Consider the following 22,472-nt stretch of genomic DNA (forward strand, 5'->3'; position numbering starts at 1 on the left):
ATCACGGACCGGGCGCGGATGCCCTGCCTTGATCGGGCAATAGGAACAATGCCTCTTTGCCCGGCTCGCCGGTGCGCACCGGGATCGCCCGCACCCCGCTCGCCAGGCTCTGCGTCAGGAACAGGTCTTTGCCCGTACGGATGGTGTATGCGGCCGGGCCTGACCGGCGGATCTCGAATTCCTGGTTGTTCTTGGCGGAGTCGCAGGTCACCGCCTTGACGGCCCCGGCCTTACCCACCTCGACGCACGACGCTTCGCCGCCCGTGTGGGGGCGTGCCGTCCGGATCCGGTAGCGGTCGTCTCGGGTCTTGGTGAGGACGAACAGGGTGCGGTCGTCGAAGGTATCGGAGAGTTCGATCCAGCCGGATTCGCCGACCGCCAGCGTGTTCGAACTCCCGACGGGGAGCAACCGCACCTCACGGTCGCCACGGAAGACGTCCGACCCCCCTTCCAAGGAGATGGGAGACGGCGAGGATGAAGGCGCGGTGAGAGGCGCTCGCCCATCGCAGGCTTGCAGGGCGAGCAGGACTCCCACGAACGCCGCACAGCTGCCTGCCGGGCGTCCGGCGTGGTGCATTGGCCTCTCCTTTGACCCGGGCGGCGCGCCCGCCGGCCTCGGGTGCATGGTGGTTCGCCACGCCAAGGGGAGGTTGGTTGGAGGGTGTTTGAGGTCCGGATGCCCGGCCAAGGGTGCCCGAATGGCCCGCGGTCAGGGCGGATTGATGATCATTTGGGGCCCTTCGCCGCGCTCGGCGAGTTGGTCCTGTGGATTGATGAGTTTGCAGCGCTGCAACGACAGGCAGCCACACCCGATGCACCCGGTGAGCTCGTCGCGTAGCCGTTGCATCACCGCGATGCGGTCCTCGAGCTTGCGTCGCCATCGCGCGGACAGCCGTGCCCAGTCCGCCTTGGTGGGCGTCCGGTTCTCCGGCAGCGCGGCCAGCGCCCCGCGGATCTCCTCGAGGGAAACACCCACCTGCTGCGCGATCTTGATGAACGCCACCCGGCGCAGTTCGTGGCGTTCGTACCGCCGCTGGTTGCCGCCCGTGCGGGTCGAGCGGATCAGGCCCTCCCGCTCGTAGTAGCGCAGGGCCGACGGAGCCACGCCGCTGCGGGCCGCCATGTCGCCGATGGTGAGCAGCTCCACAGACACCTTCCTTGAGTTCAAGTCAACTTCAAGTTGCAGGGTACGGGGTATGACCGCGACAGCCGTAAGGCCAGATCCGCTCGGACCGCTGCTGACGAGAATCACCGGCGACCGCAAGCACGCACCCAGCGCGTACTCGACGCTCGACGTGCTGTGGGTGCTCTACGACCGCGTCCTGCGCATCTCACCCGAGACCGCCGACGAGCCCGACCGCGACCGCTTCCTGCTCTCCAAGGGCCACGGCCCCGCCGCCTACTACGCCGTCCTCGCCGCCAAGGGTTTCATCCCCGTCGAATGGCTCGACGACCTCGCCAGCAGCACGAGCCGGCTCGGCCACCACCCCGACCGGGTGCTGATCCCGGGAGTGGAGATCGGGACCGGGTCGCTGGGTCACGGTCTCGGGCTCGCCGTCGGCACCGCGCTGGGCCTGCGAGCTCAGGGGTACGACGAAGCGCGCACGTTCGTGCTCCTCGGCGACGCCGAACTGGACGAGGGATCCAACCACGAGGCCATCGCGTACGCGGCGGCGATCGGGCTGAGCCTGACCGCGATCGTCATCGACAACCGGTCCGCCACCCACGGCTGGCCGGGCGGCATCGCGAGCCACTTCGTCGGCTGGGAGGTGTCCGCCGTGGACGGACACGACCGCGACGCGTTGGAGGTCGCGCTGCGTTGGGCCGCACGGCGGCACCGACCGCACGTCGTCATCGCCTCCGTCGAGCCGAAGGGAAACTGACCATGCGCGAGACGTTCGTCGCCACCACGACCGCACTCCTCGAGGCGGACCCCCGGACCGCCGTCGTCCTGGCCGACATCTCCGCCAGCGCCTTCGCACCGGCGATGCGGCGGCATCCCGACCGGGTGATCAACGTGGGGATTCGAGAGCAGCTGATGACCGGCGTCGCGGGCGGGCTCGCGCTCACCGGCATGCGGCCGTACGTGCACTCGTACGCGCCGTTCGTCGTCGACCGGGCGTACGAGCAGATCAAGCTCGACCTCGGCCACCAGGACGTCGGTGCGGTGCTGGTCAGCATCGGCGCCTCGTACGACGCGTCGGCCGAGGGCTACACCCATCAGTCGCCGGGCGACGTCGCGCTGCTCGACACCCTCGAGGACTGGACGGTGCACGTACCCGGTCACCCGGACGAGGTGCCGGGCCTGCTCCAGGCCGCGGCGCGACATGACGACCGGGTGTATGTCCGGCTGTCGTCGCAGCAGAACCGGCTCGCATACCCGGGGACGGACCTCAAGGTGATCCGGCGCGGTCCGGCGGGCGGCGCGGTGGTGCTGGCGGTCGGACCGATGCTCGACGCCGTCCTCGACACCGGGCTCGACGTGACGATCGCCTACACCAACACGCCGCGACCGCTCGACACCAACCGGCTGCGGGAACTGGTCACGGAGGAGATCGTCGTCGTGGAGCCGTACCTCGCCGGGACGTCCAGCCGGGTCGTTTCGGCGGCGCTGTCCGCCGTACCCCATCGGGAATTGCATCTGGGGGTGAGCCGGACCGAGGAGCGGCGCTACGGCACGCCGGCCGACCACGCCCGCTGGCACGGCCTCGACCCGGCGGGCCTGCGCGCGTCGATCAACGCCTTCCTCGGTCGGCGCTGAGTGCTCGCCTGACGCCGGCGCAAGGCGTCACGACCTGATGGCCACCGCGTTGCCACCGTATCGCTACCGGCGCGGAGCACCGTAAACGTACAGGTGTCGATAAGGCAGATAGCCGTGGAGCTCGGTGCAAGCATAGGAAGAGGATCTGGTGGTCGACGAGGATTCCAGCTTCTCCGCCATCGTGCGGAACATCCGCGGGGGGAACGACATGGCTACGGCGACAGGCACCGACCTTTCCGACGCGATACTGACGTTTGTCCGCGATGCGGCGGGAAGAGTCATGGTGCGAGATCTCAGCGACGCCATGAAGAAACTCGGCTTCTTCCCGGACGAGACCGCTGACGGCATCAGCGTCCTGGAGCAGGACGGCAAGATCGAGCCTGGCGGCGGCGCCTGGGTGACCCTTCGGCGGTCGTGACGGGCCCGGCTGTGAGCGAGTACAGCTGGGCGACGCCCACTCAGCTGATCCCATCCGATCCGCAGCGCATCCGGCGCGAGGAACGCCAACATCATTCCGCCGGCGATGGTCGCGACCCGTTCAGACGGGGTGCACGACTGGACCTGGAGAGGATGTTGAGCGCGGAGTGCTGGATGAGGCTCGGTGGGGTTACCCAGGTCATCAGCCCCGATCGGGAGGATCCGCACAGCTACCTGGATCCCGACAGTCTCGTCAACAACCGCATGACCCATTCCCTGCGAGTGGCCCAGGTCGCCAGGTCCATCGCTATCCGCCTCATCTCGCCCGAGGGCGATAATTTCGGCAGGCGCCACGAGCTCATCCTCCGGTTCGGCGGCCTGGATGCCGACGTCGCCGCCGTGGCGGGCCTGGCGCACGACCTGGGGCACCCCCCTTTCGGGCATGCGGCCGAGACGGCCCTCGACGAGTTGGCCCGCACCGAGTTCGGATTGACCGACGGGTTCGAGGGAAACGCGCAGTCGTTGCGCATCGTGAGCCGGATGGAGGCGGTTTCCAGCAAGCCTGGGATGGATCTCACCCGGGCAACGCTCGCGGCGATCATCAAATATCCGTGGATTCGCCGTGGCAGCGGCAAGCAGTGGAAGAAGTTCAACGCCTACAACTCCGAAGAGGACGTTCTCGATTTCAGCCGTGGGTTCCTGCCGGATGACTATCCGCCAGAGCAGCAGACGCTCGAAGCATCCATCATGGATATCGCCGACGACATCTCCTACGCCTTCCATGATCTGGAGGACTTCCATCTGGCGGGCCTGCTCCCGCAGGATAGGATTCTGGCGCTTCTCGCGGACGGTTCCGACTTCCTGGCAGAGGTCAGGACCGACCTGGGGAACAAGTACGGCGAGTTCCCGTTCAGCGCGGACTTCGACGAGGCCGTCATCGAGGCCGAAGGGATCATCCAGCGCGTCACGCGGGCCGACGTCAGCGATCCCGCGCGGGTCGGCAAGACCAAACATGCCTGCGCGGGCCACATCGGCAAATTCATCGCGGACGTCGACTTCCCCGTGAACAACCCCGAGCAACCGTACTGGCCGGGTGGGCCCCTGATCGGGCTGGATGTGAAACCTTGGACGATCATCCAGATCCTGAAGGCCATCACCAAGAAAGAAGTGATCGACACTCCTCTCGTCCAGGACGACGGTGCCCAGGGTGCCGAATGCGTCAAGATTCTCGCCAGGAAGCTGAGGGAGGCCCTCGAGGGCGGCCCGATCCCGCCTCCCAAGAGACTGCAGCGCATGGTGAGCAGCATTCCCGTCATCGACGATGCACCGAAAGAGCGTTTACGGCGGATCATCGACTACATCTGCACGCTCACCGACAAACAGGCGCGAACACTGAGCCAGTCTTATTCGTCCGCGGTTGTCGGAGCCGGTGCGGCCACCTGACGAGACAGGCCGAGGTCCACGTCAAGCTGCCGCGGGGAGACCCGGGCGGCGCTCGCGGAAGACGTGCTTGAGCAGCGCGTCGAAGTGCCAGACCCGGTCCGGTTCGCCGAGGCGCATCCGGAACCGTTCGCGGACGCCGTCCACCGCGGTCGCGGCGACCTCGACGGCGGACTGCCGCAGGTCCGGGTTCCAGGTCACGTCGCTCAGGTGGCGCAGGTTCGCGTTGAGGTGCAGCCGCAGCCGGTGCAGGACCCGGGTCTCCTGGGTGATCACCAGCCGGCGGTAGGTCAGCAGGAGCAGGAAGTCGCCGGCCAGCGGCCGGTCCGGGTTGACGCACCGGGTGACCAGCACCGTGGCGTCGTCCGGCTCCACACAACGGCGGAAGATCGGCATGTGCCGGCTCACGGTGGGGATGGCGACTCCGGCCTCGGCCGCCGCGGGAAGGAACGTACGGGAAAACACGTCCATGTGCGTTTAACGGTGACGGGAGGGGGAAGGCGCGGGGCCGTCACGATGAATATCTAATTACAGAATCTCGACCACCGTGGCGTTCGCCATTCCGCCGCCCTCGCACATGGTCTGCAGGCCGTAGCGGACGCCGTTCTCCCGCATGTGGTGCAGCATCGTCGTCATGATCCGGGCGCCGGACGCGCCGAGCGGATGGCCGAGGGCGATCGCCCCGCCGCGCGGGTTGAGCCGCGACGCGTCGGCGCCGGTCTCCGCCAGCCAGGCCAGGGGCACGGGGGCGAACGCCTCGTTCACCTCGTACACACCGATCTCGGCGAGGGTGAGCCCCGACTTGGCGAGCGCCTTCGCGGTGGCCGGGATGGGCGCCGTCAGCATGATCACCGGATCGGCGGCGGCGACGACGGCGGTGTGGATCCGCGCCAGCGGCCGCAGGCCGTGCGCGGCCGCCCACCGTGAGGTGGTGACGGCGAGCGCGGCGGCGCCGTCGGAGATCTGCGAGGAGGACCCGGCCGTGACGACCCCGTCGGCCTTGAACGGGGTCTTCAGCCCGGCGAGCTTCTCGAGCGTGGTGTCGCGACGGATGCCCTCGTCACGCGTCGCGTCACCGACGGCGGTGACCTCGGCGTCGAACAGGCCCGCGTCCTGCGCCTTGGCCGCGGCGGCGTGGCTGGCCATCGCGTACTCGTCGAGCTGCTGCCGGGAGAGGCCCCAGCGCTCGGCCATCATCTCGGCGCCGACGCCCTGGTTGAAGCCGGCGTTGCCGTAACGCTCCTTGAGCGCCTCGCCGTAGGGGTCCGCACCCGCGGCGCTCGAACCCATCGGCACCCGGCTCATCGACTCGACACCGCCGGCGACGACCAGGTCGGCCTGCCCGGACAGCACGGTCGCGGCCGCGAAGTGCAGCGCCTGCTGGCTCGAGCCGCACTGCCGGTCCATGGTCGTGGCGGGCACGGACTCGGGCCAGCCGGCCGCGAGCACGGCGTTGCGCCCGATGTTCCACGACTGCTCGCCGGACTGGGAAACGCATCCCCAGAACACGTCCTCGACGTCCGCCGGGTCGAGGCCCGACCGCTCGCCGAGCGACCGCAACACCCCCGCCGAGAGATCGACCGGATGGACGGCGGAAAGCCCGCCGTTTCGTCGACCCACCGGCGTCCGCACCGCTCCGACGATCACCGCATCTCGCATACCGCCGACGTTACGCGACACTGCAATATGGTGACCATGGCACCTCTCGAGTGGCGCATGAAGCCCGCCCTGCCCGCCACCAAGCTGCTCGCCGCGACGGCGGTGATCGTCCTGGCGATCGCCTTCGGCCGCCACGATCCGGTGCAGTGGGTGCTGGCGGGTCTGGCCGCGCTCGGCCTGATCACCTGGGCGGTCCGGGACCTGGTCCGCCCGGTCCGCCTGGCGGCGGACGCGGCCGGCATCACCGTGGTCACCGGCTTCGCGACGCGGCGTCACCTGCCCTGGGCGCGGATCGAACGGGTACGGGTGGACCGCCGCGAACGCCGCGGCATCCGCAACGAGCTGCTGGAGATCGACGCGGGCGAGAGCCTGCTTCTGTTCAGCGCGCGGGAGTTGGGCACGGATCCCGAGGAAGTGGCACAGGCCCTCGACGACCTGCGGGCCTCGCTACACCAGTGACAGCGTGCGGAGGATCGCGATCGCCAACAGCAGCACGAACACCGCGCCGAGGCCCACGCCCTGGATGAGATTGCGCTTCTCCCGCGGGGCGTACGCGAGGATCGCCGCGACGAGACCGCCCACCAGCATGCCGCCGAGGTGGCCCGGGATCGAGACATTGCTGACCGTGAACGTGAAGATCACGTTGATGACGATCACCGGAAGGATCGAATTCAAGCTCCGGTTGAGCCGCTTGAACAGCACGAAGGTGGCCGCCATCAGGCCGAAGACCGCGGTGGACGCGCCCGCCGTCTGCGCGTAGGGCAACGAGAAGACGTAGGCCGCGACGTTGCCGCCCAGACCGGCGAGTAGGTAGAGACCGACGAAGCGCAACCGGCCGAGCTGCTCTTCGAGGAGGCCGCCGAGGGTCCACAACGCGGCCATGTTGAGCAGCAGGTGCAGCACGCCGTAGTGCAGGAACATGGCCGTGACCAGGCGATACCACTCGCCGTTGCCGGCGATGCCGTGCAGGGCGACCTCACCGGCCGGGCCATAGGCGTCCACACCGAGCACCGCGCCGAAGACCGTCAGCGGGGTGCCGCTGCCGAGGAGTCCACCCCAGGCGCCGCCGGCGATGGCGCTCGCGCCTCCGGTCGCGATGGAGGCGATCATCACGAAGACGTTGATGCCGATGAGGACCTTGGTGGCCGTGCCGTCGCGGCCGGCCACGCTGCCGCCGAAGGCGGTGCGGGCCGACCGCTGGGTGCGCCGCCCCTGGGCGACGCACTCCGGGCACTGGTGGCCTACCGAGGCCTCGGTCATGCAGTCCGGGCAGATCGGCCGCTCACAGCGGGTGCACCGGACGTACGTCTCCTTTGACGGGTGTCGGTAGCAGACCGGAACCGTCACCGGAGACTCACTCATGAGCTCAAAGGTACCCGGGAGGGGCTATCAGCCCTCGACGCGATTGATCTCGACGCGCTCGATGACGACGTCCTCGCGGGGGCGGTCGCCGGGGCCGGTCGGGGTGGTCGCGATCGAGTCCACGACCTTGGCGGACTCGTCGTCGGCGACCTGGCCGAAGATGGTGTGCCGCCGGTCGAGGTGGGGGGTCGGGCTGACCGTGATGAAGAACTGCGAGCCGTTCGTACCCGGGCCGGCGTTCGCCATCGCGAGCAGGTACGGGCGGTCGAACCGCAGCTCCGGGTGGAACTCGTCGGCGAACTGGAAGCCGGGGCCGCCGCGGCCGGTGCCGGTCGGGTCGCCCATCTGGACCATGAAGTTGGCGATGACCCGGTGCGAGATGGTCCCGTCGTAGTACGGGCCGCTGCCCTTCTGGCCGGTACGCGGGTCCGTGTACTCCTTGGTGCCCTCCGCGAGCTCCACGAAGTTGCGCACGGTGGCCGGCGCGTGGTCCGGGAAGAGCTGGAGCCGGATCGGGCCGTGGTTGGTGTGCAGGGTGGCGTAAAGCTTCTCAGCCACGGGTACTCCTAACGGGTGTCGCGGTCGCCGGTCCGCTGTCGTAGGGACCGGCGCTGGACAGTTCTTTGCAGTTCGGATCCTGCCGCATGTGTCAGAACCGGGTGCGCGGGGGTACCCAAGAGGGCAGCATGGACCCGGGATGGAACCACAGGAGGTGCACTGGTGTTCGCAACGATGCGACGGAAGAACCGCAACGCGAAGATGAAGAGCGAGCTCGGCCAGAGCGTTGATCACTTCAAGCGTGCGGCCTCGCTCGCCGCCCAGGAGACCAGCGCAACCGTGGGGCCCAGGATCGCGGCCGCGCGTGACCGCGTGCAGCCCGCGGCCAGCAAGGCGAAGGGCGCGGCGACCAGCGGCTGGGACAGCGCTATCGCGACGCTCGGGCCGCTGGTGGCCGCCGCGAGCGACAACGCCAAGCAGGTGGGCAAGAAGTCGGCCAAGGCCAACAAGAAGGCCGCCAAGTCGAGCAGGAAGAACGCCAAGAAGCTGGAGAAGCGTGCCAGCAAGGCGGTCGGCCGCAAGAAGAGCAGCACGGGCGGCAGGCTCGTGAAGCTCGCGCTGGCCGGCGCGGCGATCGGCGCGGCGGGTGCCTACGTGATGCGTAAGCGCCGCACCGACCAGTGGGACGAGTACGACCCGACCCGCCCGATGAGCAGCACGACCGGCGCCGACGACGCGGCGTTCGAGCCCGGCGACCTGGCCGGCCCGTCCGGCTTCGTGACACCGGCCGGCAGCTCGACCCCGGCCGTGGGTGGCGTGGGTGCGAAGCCGTCGCCGGCGGCCGGCGGCGACCCGTTGCCCAACAGCAAGAACTGACCCCTCGGTTCGCTACGTACGGCGGGCGGACTCCCCGGCACGGGAGTTCGCCCGCCGTTCTTCGTGGCGATCAGGGGTTCTCGGCGTTGGCCTCACGGGCGCGGACCGGATCGAGGGAGGGACCCTGCGGCAGCAGGGCGACCAGCTGGCCCGGAACCGTCTGCGGCTGGACCCCGCCGTACCCGAGCTTGGCCAGCACGTCGCGACCGGCCAGCGGGTAACTACGGCCGGTGTCGGTGATGATGCTGACCGTGCCACTGCCGGCCGGAGCGCTCGGCGAGGCGGCGGAGGCAACCACCGCGCCCTTGCCGCGCGGCACGTGCACCCGATCGACCCGGACGCCGCCCGGCACAGCGGGCTCACCCGCGACCGCGGCGCCCGGGGGCAGAGTCGGGCCGATCCGAATACCGACGCTGCCGTTCGCGGCGCCGTCGTAGGTCAGGCAGACGCTGTCCGGGCCGTTGAGCAGCACCGGCACGGCGGGCGGCAGCCCGGCCGCGTTCGCGGCCGGGACGAGCTGGGTCCGGGAACGGGCCATGTTGCCGTAGTCGGTGGTGGATACCTCGCGGGCGGCGGGCGCTCCGGGCTCGGCCTGCATCAGGCTGGCCTGCACGTCGGTGAGGTCGGCCACGCCGTCGGCGAGCACCACGCCCCACTGGGCGACAGCGTTGTCCTCGCTCCCGATGCGCAGTACCTGTCCGACCCGGAAATCGGGCAACGTCCCGGAGCGGTCGCCGAGGTTGGCGATCGCCGGCGGCCTGAGGTCGGGCCCGATCGGGACGGCGTTGATCCAGGCCGGGGCGACCGACAGGGCCGCCTGGTTCCAGCGGAACCAGACCCGCGTCTGCTGGAGCCGCTCGGCCGGGACGAGGAAGCGCTTGTTGTTGTAGACCAGGAACGTGCGGTCGGAGGGGTCGGTGACCAGCAGGCCGCGCAACTCGTCGGGCGGGGTGTCGGCCCGGGGCACGGGCAGCTCGGTGCCGCCGGCGACGCCCGCTCCGATCGAGAGCACGCTCTGCGGCACAGCGCCCGTCGCCGGCTGCGGCGCCTGGGAACACACCGTCCAGAGGCTCTTGAGCAGGCCGTCCTTGGCGGGCGGCAGGGAGTCGGGCGCGTCCGGAATGCCCAGCGGTTCCCCGAGGGGGACCTTGGCGAGGCTCGCTCGGGAGGCGTTCGTCAGCGCGGGGGTCTGGGAATTGGCGATCAGCAGCCCGGACGTGTAGTTGAGCACCGGATGCAGCTTGTCGTCGGACTTGAGATAGACGTAGCGCGCGCCGGTGCCCTTCTCGAGGAAGACCACGGACTCGTCCCTCGGCTCGACCGTGCTGCGCCCCGTGACCAGGCCGTAGACGGCGGCGCCACCGAGCGCGAGCGCGGCCACGACGATGCCGACCAGCACGGTGGTGCCGGCCCGGCGCAGCGGTGAGCGGTGCGGATCGGGGTCGTGGGTGACCAGCGCCGCCACCACCCGCTGCTGCGTGTACTGGTACGAGTGCAGCTGATCCTGCCGAGACGGCACGCGACTTCCCTCCCCGCGGTGACCTCGCCACTCTAGAGGCCGGGCACCGCCTACAACCAACCGTTGCGGCGGAAGGCCCGGTAGAGCAGGACGGAGATCAGCAACATCAGCGAGATCACGGCCGGATAGCCGTACTGCCAGGTCAGCTCGGGCATGTGCTCGAAGTTCATCCCGTAGATGCCGGCGAACGCGGTCCAGATGGCGGACATACCGGCCCAGGCGGCGATCTTGCGCATGTCGTTGTTCTGGTCGACGGTCACCTGTGCCAGGCGCGCCTGAAGAATCGAGTTCAGCAGGTCGTCATAGGAGGAGACCTGTTCGACCGTACGCGTCAGATGGTCCTGAACGTCCCGGAAGTAGCGCCGGATCTCCTTGGGCACCAGCCGGCTCTGCGGCGCGGTGATGGTCGCGAGCGGGCGCTGCAGCGGAACCACCGCCCGGCGGAACTCCACGATCTCGCGCTTCATCTGGTAGATCGCCTGCACCGGGCTGCCCGCGTCCCGCGAGAACGCGCCCTCCTCGAGGGTGTCGAGGTCCGCCTCCACCTGGTCGGCGACCGCGACGTACGCGTCCACGACCCGGTCGGTGACCGCGTACGCGACCGCCCAAGGCCCCTGAGCGAGCAGGTCACCCCGCGCCTCCATGTCGGCACGGACCGGCGCGAGCCGCGTGGCGTCGCCATGGCGGACAGTGATCACGAAGCGGTCCCCGACGAAGATCATCATCTGGCCGGTCTCCACGACCTGCGACGTCTCGGTGAGCTCGCCGTGCGGCACGTAGCGCGCGGTGCGCAGCACGAGGAAGTGCACGGAGCCGAACTGCTCCAGCTTGGGCCGCTGCTCGGCCTTGACCGCGTCTTCGACGGCGAGCTCGTGCAGGTTGTAGGTGCGGGCGATCGCGGACATCTCGGCCTGTGAGGGCTCGTGCAGCCCGAGCCAGACGAAGGCGTTGTCGCGGTCGCACGCCTCGCGCAGAGCCTCGTCCGGGCTGAACTCGCCGGGCTCCCGCCGGCCGTCGACGTAGACGCCGCAGTCGACCACCGCGCTGCCGTGAAATTGCTCGCCGGGGGTCGAAATCGGCTCGTCGGCGGTGCCGAGGAACCGGTTCATCGCCCTGACGGGTGCGGCCCACGCCCGCGACAGCGACCTGTTCCCGCCGTTCGTCCGAGTACGGCGCAGGTTGCTCTCGCTCATGACTGCCTCCCCCAGGGTGCCTTGCCCGCACCTCGGTGGCGGGCCCGCCCGAGGTTACGCCGCAGGGGGCGCACATCCCCCGGGGGCAGGGGCAAGGTGGCGCCGGGCGGACCGGCCGCATTCCGGGGGGTGAGGGTGCGAGCGGCCCGCCCGGCACCGGGGGGCGGGGTTGAGGTCATCGCGTCGCATCGCAGGCTCACGAGCTTGACGCCGCAAGCATTGTGAGCCGAACGCCGGTCCCGGGGGAAACCCGGAACCGGCGTGAACCCCCAACTGTCAGAAATCCGACAGTCGGGCAGGTATCAGGCGCGGACCGCGGCGATCGCCTCGGCCAGTCGCCGGACACCCTCATCGATCTGGTCGACGGTCACCGCGGAGAAGGCCAGGCGCACCGAGTGCTTACCGCCGTCGAGCAGGAAGTCGCTGCCCTTGACGATGGCCACACCCTTCTTCATGGCCGCCGGGAACAGCTTGTCCACGTCCACGTCCTCCGGCAGATCCACCCAGAGGAAGTAGCCGCCGTCCGGCTCGGTGAAGGTCGCGCCGGGGATGTGCGTACGGATCGAGGCGGCCAGCACCTGCGCCCGCTCCGCGAGAGCCGCGCTCACGGTCTGGACCGAGCGGTCGATGTCGCCCGAGACGCAGAACTGGTGCACGATCGCCTCGGACACCATGCCGGGGGAGATGTAGAGGTTGGTGGCCTTCTTGGCGATCGCGTCGATGAGCGCGGCCGGACCGACGAGGTAGCCGACGCGGACGCCCGGGCACACGGTCTTGGTGAAGCTCGACGCGTGCACGACCAAGGCGTTCTCGTCCATCGACAGCATCGACGGCAGCGCCTCGCCCCGGAAGCGGATGTCGACGTACGGGTCGTCCTCGAAGATCACGAAGCCGTACTCGGCGGCGAGAGCGAGCAGCGCCCGCCGCTTTTCCAGCGAAAGAGTGACACCCGCCGGGTTTTGGTAGTTCGGGATGATGTGCGCGAGCTTCGGGCGCAGGCCGTTCTCCAGCAGGCCGCGCAGCTCGTCCACGTCGATGCCGTCCGGCTGGATGGTCACCTGGTGCACCTTGCCACCCAGGTTCTGCAGGTTCAGCAGAGTGCGGTCGTACGTGGGCTTCTCGACGATCACGTCGTCGCCGGCCTGGACCAGGTGGTTGAAGAGGAACGCGTCCGCCTGCAACGAACCGTTGGTGACAATGACCTGCTCGGGGGAGACACCGTGCTTCTCCGCGATCCACTTGCGCAGCGGAACGTAACCGACGGACGTGCCGTAGGCCGTCACCCCGGCCGGGTCGGCGTCGAAGGCCCGCGCGGCGGCCGCCTTCAGGCCGGCCACGTCGACGATGTCCAGGGACGGAGCGCCCCGGGCGAATGAGATCAGCTGCTCAGCGGTCATGCCCCCCAGCTTACGAGCAGGCTCTATATCATCTTTGCCCGTGTCCCATGAGCCGTTAGCCGTAGCCGGTGCTCTCGTCGTGGACGACGACGGCCGCATGTTCTTTCAGCGACGCTCTCCCTCGCGCAAACTCTTCCCGAACGCCTGGGACATCGTCGGCGGCCACCTGGAACCGGGCGAAACGGTCACCGAGGCCCTGGCACGGGAGGTGCTCGAGGAAACCGGGTGGCGCCTCTCGGCCGTGCTCGCCGTCGTCGGCGAGCACACCTACGCCGGCGACGACGGGCTCGACCGGCACGAGACGGACTTCCTCGTCCGCGTCGACGGCGACCTCACCCGGCCCGGACTGGAGGAGGGAAAACACACGGAATTCCGCTGGCTGGGCCCGGACGATCTGGCAGTGCTCGACGAGAACCGGGGGCTCGACGACGGGCTGATCCGCCGTATCGCCGAGGACGGCTTCGCGGTCCTTCACACTCTCGGCGGGTGAGCGCCCCGTATCCTCGGGCAGGCACCCCTCGAATCGGAAGGAACCACCCCATGATCGGTCTGGTACTCGCCGCCGGCGCCGGACGCAGACTGCGTCCGTACACGGACACGCTGCCGAAGGCACTTGTCCCTGTGGACGGGGACACCACGATCATGGACATCTCGCTGCGCAACCTCGCGGCCGCGGGGCTCACCGACGTGACGATCGTCGTCGGCTACTGTGCCGGCGCGGTCGAGGAGCGCAAGGACGCCTTCGAGCAGAAGTACGGCGTCAAGATCAGCCTCGTGCACAACGACAAGGCCGAGGAGTGGAACAACGCGTACTCGCTGTGGCTGGCGCGTGACCACTTCGCCCAGGGAGCGCTGCTGGTCAACGGCGACACCGTGCACCCGGTGAGCGTCGAGCACACCCTGCTCGCCAACCGCGGACCCGGCATCCTGCTGGCCATCGACAACGTCAAGAAGCTGGCCGACGAGGAGATGAAGACGATCTTCTCGGCGGACGGCCGGCTCACGAAGATCACGAAGTTGATGGACCCGGCCGACGCCTTCGGCGAGTACATCGGCGCCACGGTCATCGAGGCCTCCGTCGCCGCCGAGCTGGCCGACTCGCTCAAGACCACCTGGGAGCGCAACCCCGACCTCTACTACGAGGACGGCTACCAGGAGTACGCCAACCGCGGCGGCGAGATCCGCGCGGCGACCATCGGCGACATCCCGTGGGTCGAGGTCGACAACCACGACGACCTGGCCAAGGCCCGGGACATCGCATGCCGTTACTAGCCCGCAGCGTCCAGACCCCCCTGCACATCGACGTACGCCGGGGGGCGGTCGCGGACCTGGGCACGATCCTGGCGGACGGGCGCATCTCCTCCGGCGGTGACGTCGCGGTCGTGCTCGGACCCGGCCAGGGCGAGAAGATCGCCGACCTGATCAAGCCGTCGCTGGGCTCGGCCGACATCTTCACCACCGCCGGTGGCACGCTGGACGCCGCGCTGGAACTGAGCGCCAAGCTGCGCACCCGCTCCTACGACGCGGTCGTCGGCATCGGCGGCGGCAAGACCATCGACGCCGCGAAGTACGCGGCGAACCGCTGGGGCATGCCGATGGTCTCGGTGGCGACCAGCCTGGCGCACGACGGCGTCGCCTCCCCGGTCGCGAGCCTGGTCAACGACGGCGTCAAGGGCTCCTACGGGGTGCACATCCCCTACGCCGTCATCGTCGACCTGGACTTCGTCGAGAACGGCCCGGAACGCGTCAACCGCGCCGGCATCGGCGACGTGATCAGCAACATCAGCGCCCTCGCCGACTGGGACCTGGGCCGCGAGGTGCGCGGCGAACCGGTCGACGGCCTGGCGGCCTCCCTGTCGCGCGTCGGCGCCGAGGCGATCCTGACCATGCCAGGCGACATGCACGACGACGCGTTCGTCACGGTTCTCGCCGAAACGCTGATTTCCAGCGGCCTGGCCATGGCGGTGTGCGGCAGCAGCCGCCCCTGCAGCGGCGGTTGCCACGAGATCATTCACGCCACCGACACACTGTTCCCCGGCACCGGCTCACACGGGGAACTGGCGGGGTTGGGGGCGCTGTTCTGCACGTTCCTGCGCGGCGATGAGCGGCGCTTCGCGCAGATGTCGGACTGCCTGGCCCGACACCAGCTGCCGCGGATCCCGGCCGACGTCGGCCTGGAGACGCAGCAGTTCGTCGAGATCGTGCAGTTCGCCCCGAAGACCCGGCCCGACCGGTACACGATTCTCGAGCACCTCGCCCTGTCCTCGGACGAGGTCAGCAGGAAGCTTTCAGATTATGTCGCCGCCGTCACCGACCGCTGACCCCCGCGGCTCCGCCCCGATTCCCGGGGGCGGCCAGCCTGTGGGCGGCTCAGGTGTCAGCCGCCAGTCTTCCGGCTCCGGCGGCCCTGGCGCCGCCGGTAGGCCCGGCGGCGCTGGCGGACACGGCGGCGGGCACGGCAGCTCTGGCGGACACGGCGGATCTGGTGCTGCCGCGCAATCCGGCGGCGGGATGGACGCGACCCGGGTGGCGGGCGGTCCGCAGGCGACCACGGCTGCGGGTGCGCCCCCGACAGCCGCCGACTACTACGCAGTCAACCGTGGCGGGGGACTGTTCAGCGAGGCGATCAGCCAGCGCGTCGGCGCTCGGATCGCCGTGTTCGCCCACAAACGCCGGCTCGCGCCCACCGTGCTCAGCGTGGCCAACCTGGGACTGAGCTGCCTGGTGTCGTTCGTCGTCGTCGCGGCGGCGGGTCCGGTGGCCGAGGACCGCGTGTGGGCCTGGCCGGTCGGCCTGCTCGCGCTGGTCGGCTGGCAGTTCGCGTACGCCCTGGACTGCGCGGACGGCCAACTCGCCCGAGTCACCGGTCAGACCAGCCCGGCCGGCGGACGGGTCGACGTCCTCTGCGACGTGGCGGCGCAGGTCGCCCTGGTGGCCGCCCTGTCCGCGACCGCCGAGGCGCAGGTGCCGGCGACCCCGGGCTGGCTGCTCGCGGCGTTCGCGGGCACCTGGATGGTCAACCTGGTCACCTCGGTGATGCAGACCGGATCGCAGGCGGCCAGCATGGTCACCAGCAGGTCGTTCCCGGTCCGCGTCGTCAAACTGGTCCGCGACTACGGTGCGGTGATCGCCCTGGCCGGAGTCGTCCTCACCGTCGCGCCGCAGGCAAGCATCTGGGTCGTCGGCGCGTTCACCCTCGTCAACGGCGCTTTCCTCGCGGCCAGCATCGCCTTCTCCGGCCGCGAGTCCCTACGCGGCTGACCCATCCACCGCACCGCGCGACTGACCCGTCCACCGCACCGCGCGACTGACCCGTCCACCGCACCGCGCGACTGACCCATCCACCGCACCGCGCGACTGACCCATCCACCGCACCGCGCGACTGACCCGTCCGCTGACCTGCCCGCCGGTCTGCGCGGCTGACCCGTGCGCGGCCGACCCGCCGGGCAAAAGGCTCCCTGTCGGCGCGAATTGCCGGGATCTACTTCGATCGCCGGTCCGCGAGGTCGGAGTAGACGGCGATGAGCTGCCGGGTGAGCACGTCGGGATGGAACGCCCGCAGGTAGCGCTCCCGAGCGGCCGGGGCGAACCGCCGCGCTTCGACCGCGGCGGCCGGCAACGCCGACGCCAGCGCCTCGGGCTCCGGAGGCACCGCCCATCCCGCGGGCGCCTGCGTCTCGCCCACGCCGAGCAGGTAGGGGATGCCGCCCACCTCGGTGCCGAGCACCGGCCGACCGGCGGCCATCGCCTCCAGGATGACGGTGGGGAGCACGTCGTTCCAGGTCGGCACGGCCACGATCACCGCGGCGTCGCGCCGGGCGGCCGCCATGCCCTCAGCGTCGAGAGCGCCCAGATAGGTCACGTCGGCGCGGTCGGCGGCGGCGCGTTCCGCCAGGGGCCGCAGGTCGCCGTCGCCGGCGATGCGGAGTGGGCCCAGGGCGCCGTCCGGGTGCCGCCGCCAGGCGTCGAGGAGCAGGGCCAGACCCTTCTCCGGGGACAGGCGGGCGGCGTACAGGAAACCGTCGCCCAGCGGTGCCGGCTCGCCCGGGTCCGGCAGACCGTTGGGTTTGATCACGATGCGATCGTCCGGAATGCCGTAGTCGCCGAGGTGCGCGGCGATTCGCCCGGTGAGTGCGATGTAGCGGTCCACGGATTTCCAGGTCGAGCGGTGCACGGCCAGCGTGGTCGCCATCAGCGCGCTCTGTGCCGCCGAGCCCCGGTAACACTTGTGCCGAATCGCCGGCCAGCCGAGCGCCTTGCCCCGGCAGTCCGTGCAGTTGTGTCCGTCGCGGAAGTACAACCCCGAGGCGCAGACCTGCCGGTAGTTGTGGACCGTCTGGACGACCGGCACCCCGTGCGCGTGCGCCGTGCGCACCACCCAGGGCGAAAGCAACGGGTACGGGTTGTGCAAGTGAAGCAGGTCCGGCTTCTCCCGCCGCAAAAGCTCGGCCAGGTCCCGTTGCGCCGCCCGGCCATAGATGGGCGACACCGGAAGCAGCGCCTTCTGCAGGGTCGGCAGCTCCCCGATCGAGTCGGAGGCGCGCTGGAACGGCAGCACCTCGACGCCCGCCGCGGTGAGCTGGGCGATCTCGGTGTCGACGATGACGTTCTCCCCCGAGGGGATGGCCTCGCGATACCGGTTGTGCGCTACGACGACCTTCACGGCGACAAACGCTACCGTTGGGGGCGTGCCTGAGTTGCCCGAGGTCGAGGCGCTCGCCGCATACCTGCGGGAGCGTGCGGTCGGCCATATCGTGGAGCGCTTCGAGGTGTCCTCGTTCAGCGCCCTGAAGACATATGACCCGGCGCCTAGCGCGGTCGCCGGTCTGCCGGTCACCGGCGCCGGCCGACATGGCAAGTTCCTCGACGTCTCGCTCGGCGACGAGCTGCACCTGGTGGTGCACCTCGCCCGGGCCGGGTGGCTGCACTATCGCGACGCCTTCAAGTCACCCGCGCCGCTCAAGCCCGGCAGTGGGCCGATCGCGCTGCGGGTGCGCCTCGACGACGGCTCCGGTTTCGACCTGACGGAGGCAGGCACGCAGAAGTCGCTCGCCGCCTATCTCGTGCGTGACCCGGCCGAGGTCCCCGGCGTGTCGCGGCTCGGCCCGGACGCGCTGGCGGTGAGCCGTGACGAGTTCGCCGAGCGCATCCGCGGCCGCAACGGGCAGATCAAGGGCGTGCTGACCGACCAGGAGGTGCTCGCCGGAATCGGCAACGCCTATTCCGACGAGATCCTGCACGTCGCGAGGATGTCGCCGTTCGCGCTGACCGGCAAGCTGACCGACGAGCAGATCACCACGCTCTACGAGGCGACCCGACAGGTCGAGACCGACGCGGTCACCCGATCGGTGGGGCAGAAGGCGGCCGAACTCAAGGGCGAGAAGCGCGCCGGGATGCGGGTGCACGCCCGCACCGGCCTGCCGTGCCCGGTCTGCGGGGACACCGTGCGCGAGGTTTCCTTCGCGGACAAGAGCCTTCAGTACTGCCCTACCTGTCAGACGGGTGGTAAGCCCCTAGCCGATCGACGGCTGTCCAAGTTGATTCGGTAGTAACACTGAGTGAGCGGCTGGTGTGCGGGGGGAAAGCTACCACAACGTCCCCTTCTACTCCGTCGTTCCATCGGTATAGTGGCCCGGTTCCCATGCTTCGTCCGCGTCGCAAAAGGGGACCGGCCCCGCCGGAACCCCACGGGGCCGTGGCGGTGCGTAATGTTCTCGGTGTGGGCGGTACGTGATGCGGGAGGACATAAGCGAGGTGACCACGAGCCTCCAACGCCCGGCGACGAGCCCCAGCAAGAGCCGGAGCGGCATGCCGTACGACAGCTTTGAATGGCAGCAGGAGCCGCCGCCGAGCAACGGCGTGCCCAGGTCCGTGTGGACCCGGTCGCACCGCAGGCTGTCGCGCTGGCACCGGCCGTACACGGCGATCCTCATCGTTCTTGATCTTCTCTCCGCGGTGCTCGCGAGCGCGCTCGCCGTCACCTTCATCGAGAAGGCCGACTCCGGCTTCCAGGGCGAGGAGGCGAAGTTCTACGCGGTCGCGTTCGCCGCCCTGCCGCTCGGCTGGCTGGCCGTCCTCTGGGGCCACGGCAGCTACGACCGCCGCTATCTCGGGCTGGGCAGCGAGGAGTTCAAGCGGGTCGTCCGCGCCTTCGTCACGGTGGTGGCCAGCGTGTCACTGCTGGCCTTCGGCACGAAGACAGAGCTCTCGCGTGTCACGATCGCGTACGTCACGACCGCGTCCTTGATCTTCATCCTGTTCGGCCGTTACTCCGCCCGGCAGATCCTGCACGTGGCCCGCCGCAAGACCGGCCACGGCGCGCACCGGATGATCCTGATGGGCACGCTGCCGGAGGCCCTCGAGGTCTACACCGCGGTCACCCGCAGCCCCGCCGCGGGCCTGATCCCGGTCGCCATCCACGTCACCGACGGCTTCGCGGCCACCCGGGGCATCGAAACCCCCGTCCCCGTGTACGCCGCCCGCGACGTGCTCACCCTCGTCCGGGAGGTCGGCGCGGACACGATCGCGGTCTGCGGCTCGGCCAGCGCGGAGCCGGGCGAGCTGCGCCGCCTCGCCTGGCAGCTCGAGGGCACCGGCGTCGACCTGGTCGTCGCGCCGCAGCTCACCGACATCGCCGGCCCGCGCGTGCACATCCGCCCGATCGAGGGCCTGCCGCTGCTGCACGTGGAGGAGCCGACCCTCTCCGGTCCCGGCTGGCTCGCCAAGAACCTTCTGGACCGCGTGGCCGCCTTCTTCGGCCTGCTGGCGCTCGCGCCGGTGCTGGCGATGATCGCGCTCGGGATCCGGATGTCCGACCCGGGCCCGGTCTTCTTCCGTCAGCCCCGGGTCGGCCACGAGGGCCGGACGTTCTGGGTCTGGAAGTTCCGCACCATGTACGTCGACGCCGAGGAGCGCAAGGCCAGCCTGGAGGAGCTCAACGACTCCGACGGCATGCTCTTCAAGATGAAGAACGACCCGCGCATCTTCTCCTTCGGCAACAAGCTGCGCGCGACGTCGCTCGACGAGCTGCCGCAGCTGATCAACGTGCTCAAGGGTGAGATGTCGCTGGTCGGGCCGCGTCCACTGCCCGCGGACGACGGTGACTACCTGGGCGACGTGCGGCGCCGGCTGCTGGTCCGCCCCGGAATAACAGGTCTGTGGCAGGTGTCGGGGCGCTCCGACCTGTCGTGGGACGAGTCGGTCCGCCTCGACCTCTACTACGTCGACAACTGGTCGCTGACCTACGACCTGAGCATCCTGTGGCGCACGATCGGAGTGGTTTTGAAGCGCAAGGGCGCTTATTAGCCCTCCCTCCACCTGGCGCTCCGGGACGGTTGCGGTCAGGATGCCTGCGTGAGCGGTCAGGCCGGAAGCGTCCTCGCGGTCGTCGTCGTGCTCGCCGCCCTGATTGGGGCCGTCGTGGCGGTGCTGCGGCTGCGGGCCCGCCGGGGGATCGCCACGGCCGGTCAGCGCGCCACGTACGAAGTGCTCCACGCCGCTTCCCTCGCCGCCGAACCCCTGCGCAGCGGCCTGACCGCCGCGTCGGCCGGCAAGGCCGTGCGCCACCTGCGCCGGCTCGTCGGAGCCGCCGGGCTGATCGTCAGCGACGGCGACGGCTGCCTGGCATTCGACGGCCGGGGGAGTCACCACACCGACCAGTTCGTCGCCGCGGCCCACCGCGCGGTGGACGGGAACCGGTCGATCGTACTCGCGACGTTGGACCTGCCCTGCGATCGGATCGACTGCGTCGTCCGCGGCGCCGTCGTGACGCCCTTGACCGGCACCCACGGGCAGGCGCTGGGCGCTCTGGTGGCGGTGGCCGACGACCAGCCGGCGCCCGGGCTGGTGCAGGCGACCATGGAGACCGCCCGGTGGGCCGGGTCGCAGGTCGCCCTCGCGGAGCTGGACTCGTCCCGGGAGCGCCTGGCCCGCGCCGAGGTGCGCGCGCTGCGCGCCCAGATCAGCCCACATTTCATCTACAACGCGCTCACGGCGATCGCGTCGTTCGTGCGTACCGATCCCGAGCGGGCCCGGGAGCTGATCCTCGAGTTCGCCGAGTTCACCCGCTACTCGTTCCGGGCGCACGGCGAATACACCACGCTCGCCGAGGAGCTGCGCTCCATCGACCGCTACCTGACCATCGAGCGGGCCCGGTTCGGCGACCGGCTCCAGGTGCGGCTCCAGATCGCGCCGGAGGTCCTGCCCGTGGTGGTGCCCTTCCTCTGCCTCCAGCCCCTGGTGGAGAACGCCGTGCGGCACGGTCTGTCGCGGAAGCCGGGCGTCGGTATGGTGAGCATCGAGGCGCGGGACGCCGGGGCCGAATGCCACATCACAGTGGAGGACGACGGCGTCGGCATGGACCCGGCGACGCTGGCCGACGGGGTGGCCGAGGCCGCGAACGGCGACGGCGACGACGCGGGCCGGCACGTGGGTCTCTCCAACGTGGACGAGCGGCTGCGGTCGGTCTTCGGCGACCATTTCGGCCTGGTCGTGGAGACGGCACCGGGCGCGGGAACGAAGGTGAGCATGCGGGTGCCGAAGTTCCATCCGGGGGTCCGGGCGTGACTCTCGTGGTGCTGGCCGTGGACGACGAGCCGCCCGCGCTGGACGAGCTCGCATACCTGCTCAATGCCGACGACCGGGTGGCATATGTGCACCGCGCCGCAGATGCCACCGAGGCCCTGCGGGTGCTGCGGGACGTTGAGGTCGACGCCGTCTTCCTGGACATCCGCATGCCCGGCCTGGACGGCATGGAGCTCGCCCGGGTCCTGCGCCGCTTCGCCCGGCCGCCGGCGATCGTGTTCGTGACCGCGTACGACGACGGCGCGGTGGACGCCTTCGCCCTGGGAGTCACCGACTACGTCCGCAAACCGGTCCGCGCCGAGCGTCTCGGTGAGTCGTTGCGGCGGGTCGCCGGCCTGCGCGCGAGCCGGCCCGCGGCCGACGGCGAGCCGAGCATCCCGGTCGAGCTCGCCGGCACCACCCGGATGCTGCCGCGCTCGGCGGTGCGCTGGGTGGAGGCGCAGGGCGACTATGCCCGGCTGCACACCGCCGACGCCTCCCACCTCGTCCGGGTTTCCCTGGCGACGCTGGCCGAGCGCTGGGCGGATGCCGGGTTCGTGCGCATTCACCGGTCGTACCTGGTACAGCTGCGGTTGATCGCCGAGCTGCGGCTCACCCCGTCCGGCTATATGGTGATCGTCGGCGGCGCGGAGCTGCCGGTCAGCCGTCGGCACACCCGCGAGCTCAAGGACAAGCTCATCCGCGCCGCGAAGAACGACTGGACCCGCTGAATCCACAGCGTTATCCACAGCCTGCGCCGCGCTGTCCCCAGAGTTATCCACAGGCCC

24 protein-coding genes are annotated in these 22,472 nt (G+C 70.0%); 14 read left to right on the forward strand and 10 right to left on the reverse strand.

Annotated elements, in window-relative coordinates; all coding sequences use genetic code 11:
- Position 1 precedes the first annotated feature (1 nt).
- Positions 2-415 carry a hypothetical protein gene (locus tag AB0M36_RS18845; protein WP_364159035.1) on the reverse strand — a complete coding sequence of 138 codons (414 nt, stop codon included), beginning with the start codon at positions 413-415 and terminating at the stop codon, positions 2-4.
- 294 nt (positions 416-709) lie between these two features.
- Positions 710-1,147 (reverse strand): redox-sensitive transcriptional activator SoxR, encoded by a 438-nt coding sequence (gene soxR / locus AB0M36_RS18850; protein WP_364159037.1) that lies wholly within the window; start codon positions 1,145-1,147, stop codon positions 710-712.
- Between the two features lie 49 nt (positions 1,148-1,196).
- Here soxR and AB0M36_RS18855 point away from each other — a divergent pair, with 49 nt between their 5' ends.
- From AB0M36_RS18855 to dgt, 4 genes are all read left to right on the forward strand, one after another.
- Positions 1,197-1,883: a transketolase gene (locus AB0M36_RS18855; RefSeq protein WP_364159039.1), complete on the forward strand. Its 687-nt coding sequence runs from the start codon at positions 1,197-1,199 to the stop codon at positions 1,881-1,883.
- Between the two features lie 2 nt (positions 1,884-1,885).
- On the forward strand, positions 1,886-2,761 hold the full coding sequence (locus tag AB0M36_RS18860; protein WP_364159041.1) for a transketolase: 876 nt from the start codon (positions 1,886-1,888) through the stop codon (positions 2,759-2,761).
- A 148-nt stretch (positions 2,762-2,909) separates the two neighbouring features.
- Entirely contained in the window at positions 2,910-3,179 is a 270-nt protein-coding gene (locus tag AB0M36_RS18865) for a hypothetical protein (RefSeq protein ID WP_364159044.1), read from the forward strand.
- Between the two features lie 11 nt (positions 3,180-3,190).
- Positions 3,191-4,621, forward strand: coding sequence for a dGTP triphosphohydrolase (gene dgt / locus AB0M36_RS18870; protein ID WP_364159046.1), 1,431 nt, complete (start codon positions 3,191-3,193; stop codon positions 4,619-4,621).
- 21 nt (positions 4,622-4,642) lie between these two features.
- Here the strand turns inward: dgt and AB0M36_RS18875 are convergent, their stop codons facing one another.
- On the reverse strand, positions 4,643-5,089 hold the full coding sequence (locus AB0M36_RS18875) for a hypothetical protein (protein ID WP_364159048.1): 447 nt from the start codon (positions 5,087-5,089) through the stop codon (positions 4,643-4,645).
- A gap of 57 nt (positions 5,090-5,146) precedes the next feature.
- Entirely contained in the window at positions 5,147-6,277 is a 1,131-nt protein-coding gene (locus tag AB0M36_RS18880; protein WP_364159050.1) for an acetyl-CoA C-acyltransferase, read from the reverse strand.
- A gap of 27 nt (positions 6,278-6,304) precedes the next feature.
- Between AB0M36_RS18880 and AB0M36_RS18885 the strand changes: the two genes are divergently transcribed.
- Positions 6,305-6,736: a PH domain-containing protein gene (locus AB0M36_RS18885; protein ID WP_364159053.1), complete on the forward strand. Its 432-nt coding sequence runs from the start codon at positions 6,305-6,307 to the stop codon at positions 6,734-6,736.
- On the opposite strand, the gene AB0M36_RS18890 is transcribed toward AB0M36_RS18885, so the two are convergent.
- Both AB0M36_RS18890 and AB0M36_RS18895 read right to left on the reverse strand, forming a co-directional pair.
- Positions 6,725-7,639, reverse strand: a complete 915-nt coding sequence (locus tag AB0M36_RS18890; protein ID WP_364159056.1) for a rhomboid family intramembrane serine protease — start codon at positions 7,637-7,639, stop codon at positions 6,725-6,727. The two genes, AB0M36_RS18885 and AB0M36_RS18890, sit on opposite strands and share 12 nt — an antisense overlap.
- Positions 7,640-7,666: 27 nt before the next feature.
- Entirely contained in the window at positions 7,667-8,197 is a 531-nt protein-coding gene (locus AB0M36_RS18895; RefSeq protein ID WP_364159059.1) for a peptidylprolyl isomerase, read from the reverse strand.
- 162 nt (positions 8,198-8,359) lie between these two features.
- On the opposite strand from AB0M36_RS18895, the gene AB0M36_RS18900 reads away from it, so the two are divergent.
- The gene (locus AB0M36_RS18900; RefSeq protein WP_364159062.1) at positions 8,360-9,013 is read left to right on the forward strand and encodes a hypothetical protein; all 654 of its coding nucleotides are present in this window, start codon (positions 8,360-8,362) and stop codon (positions 9,011-9,013) included.
- A 70-nt stretch (positions 9,014-9,083) separates the two neighbouring features.
- On the opposite strand, the gene eccB is transcribed toward AB0M36_RS18900, so the two are convergent.
- The 3 genes from eccB to AB0M36_RS18915 all read right to left on the reverse strand — a co-directional run bounded on the left by eccB (position 9,084) and on the right by AB0M36_RS18915 (position 13,122).
- Positions 9,084-10,532: a type VII secretion protein EccB gene (gene eccB / locus AB0M36_RS18905; protein WP_364159065.1), complete on the reverse strand. Its 1,449-nt coding sequence runs from the start codon at positions 10,530-10,532 to the stop codon at positions 9,084-9,086.
- Between the two features lie 50 nt (positions 10,533-10,582).
- Positions 10,583-11,725 (reverse strand): magnesium and cobalt transport protein CorA, encoded by a 1,143-nt coding sequence (locus AB0M36_RS18910; protein WP_364159068.1) that lies wholly within the window; start codon positions 11,723-11,725, stop codon positions 10,583-10,585.
- A 302-nt stretch (positions 11,726-12,027) separates the two neighbouring features.
- Positions 12,028-13,122 (reverse strand): PLP-dependent aminotransferase family protein, encoded by a 1,095-nt coding sequence (locus tag AB0M36_RS18915; protein ID WP_364159071.1) that lies wholly within the window; start codon positions 13,120-13,122, stop codon positions 12,028-12,030.
- Between the two features lie 40 nt (positions 13,123-13,162).
- Between AB0M36_RS18915 and AB0M36_RS18920 the strand changes: the two genes are divergently transcribed.
- From AB0M36_RS18920 to AB0M36_RS18935, 4 genes are all read left to right on the forward strand, one after another.
- A complete protein-coding gene (locus AB0M36_RS18920; protein ID WP_364159074.1) occupies positions 13,163-13,612 on the forward strand; it encodes an NUDIX domain-containing protein in 450 nt (149 codons plus the stop codon).
- A gap of 50 nt (positions 13,613-13,662) precedes the next feature.
- Complete coding sequence (locus AB0M36_RS18925) at positions 13,663-14,394, forward strand: phosphocholine cytidylyltransferase family protein (RefSeq protein WP_364159077.1); 732 nt, start codon at positions 13,663-13,665, stop codon at positions 14,392-14,394.
- Entirely contained in the window at positions 14,382-15,443 is a 1,062-nt protein-coding gene (locus AB0M36_RS18930; protein ID WP_364159080.1) for an iron-containing alcohol dehydrogenase family protein, read from the forward strand. Before AB0M36_RS18925 ends, AB0M36_RS18930 begins: the two co-directional genes overlap by 13 nt.
- A gap of 190 nt (positions 15,444-15,633) precedes the next feature.
- Positions 15,634-16,383: a CDP-alcohol phosphatidyltransferase family protein gene (locus tag AB0M36_RS18935; protein WP_364159082.1), complete on the forward strand. Its 750-nt coding sequence runs from the start codon at positions 15,634-15,636 to the stop codon at positions 16,381-16,383.
- A gap of 220 nt (positions 16,384-16,603) precedes the next feature.
- Here AB0M36_RS18935 and AB0M36_RS18940 read toward each other — a convergent pair whose 3' ends face one another.
- Positions 16,604-17,785, reverse strand: coding sequence for a glycosyltransferase family 4 protein (locus AB0M36_RS18940; protein ID WP_364159085.1), 1,182 nt, complete (start codon positions 17,783-17,785; stop codon positions 16,604-16,606).
- A 25-nt stretch (positions 17,786-17,810) separates the two neighbouring features.
- On the opposite strand from AB0M36_RS18940, the gene AB0M36_RS18945 reads away from it, so the two are divergent.
- The 4 genes from AB0M36_RS18945 to AB0M36_RS18960 all read left to right on the forward strand — a co-directional run bounded on the left by AB0M36_RS18945 (position 17,811) and on the right by AB0M36_RS18960 (position 22,415).
- On the forward strand, positions 17,811-18,671 hold the full coding sequence (locus tag AB0M36_RS18945) for a DNA-formamidopyrimidine glycosylase family protein (protein WP_364159087.1): 861 nt from the start codon (positions 17,811-17,813) through the stop codon (positions 18,669-18,671).
- A 196-nt stretch (positions 18,672-18,867) separates the two neighbouring features.
- On the forward strand, positions 18,868-20,427 hold the full coding sequence (locus tag AB0M36_RS18950) for a sugar transferase (protein WP_364159627.1): 1,560 nt from the start codon (positions 18,868-18,870) through the stop codon (positions 20,425-20,427).
- Between the two features lie 48 nt (positions 20,428-20,475).
- Positions 20,476-21,687 carry a histidine kinase gene (locus AB0M36_RS18955; protein WP_364159090.1) on the forward strand — a complete coding sequence of 404 codons (1,212 nt, stop codon included), beginning with the start codon at positions 20,476-20,478 and terminating at the stop codon, positions 21,685-21,687.
- Positions 21,684-22,415 carry a LytTR family DNA-binding domain-containing protein gene (locus AB0M36_RS18960; RefSeq protein ID WP_364159093.1) on the forward strand — a complete coding sequence of 244 codons (732 nt, stop codon included), beginning with the start codon at positions 21,684-21,686 and terminating at the stop codon, positions 22,413-22,415. Before AB0M36_RS18955 ends, AB0M36_RS18960 begins: the two co-directional genes overlap by 4 nt.
- Positions 22,416-22,472 lie beyond the last annotated feature (57 nt).

The organism is Actinoplanes sp. NPDC051346 (assembly GCF_040682215.1).
Taxonomy (GTDB): domain Bacteria; phylum Actinomycetota; class Actinomycetes; order Mycobacteriales; family Micromonosporaceae; genus Actinoplanes.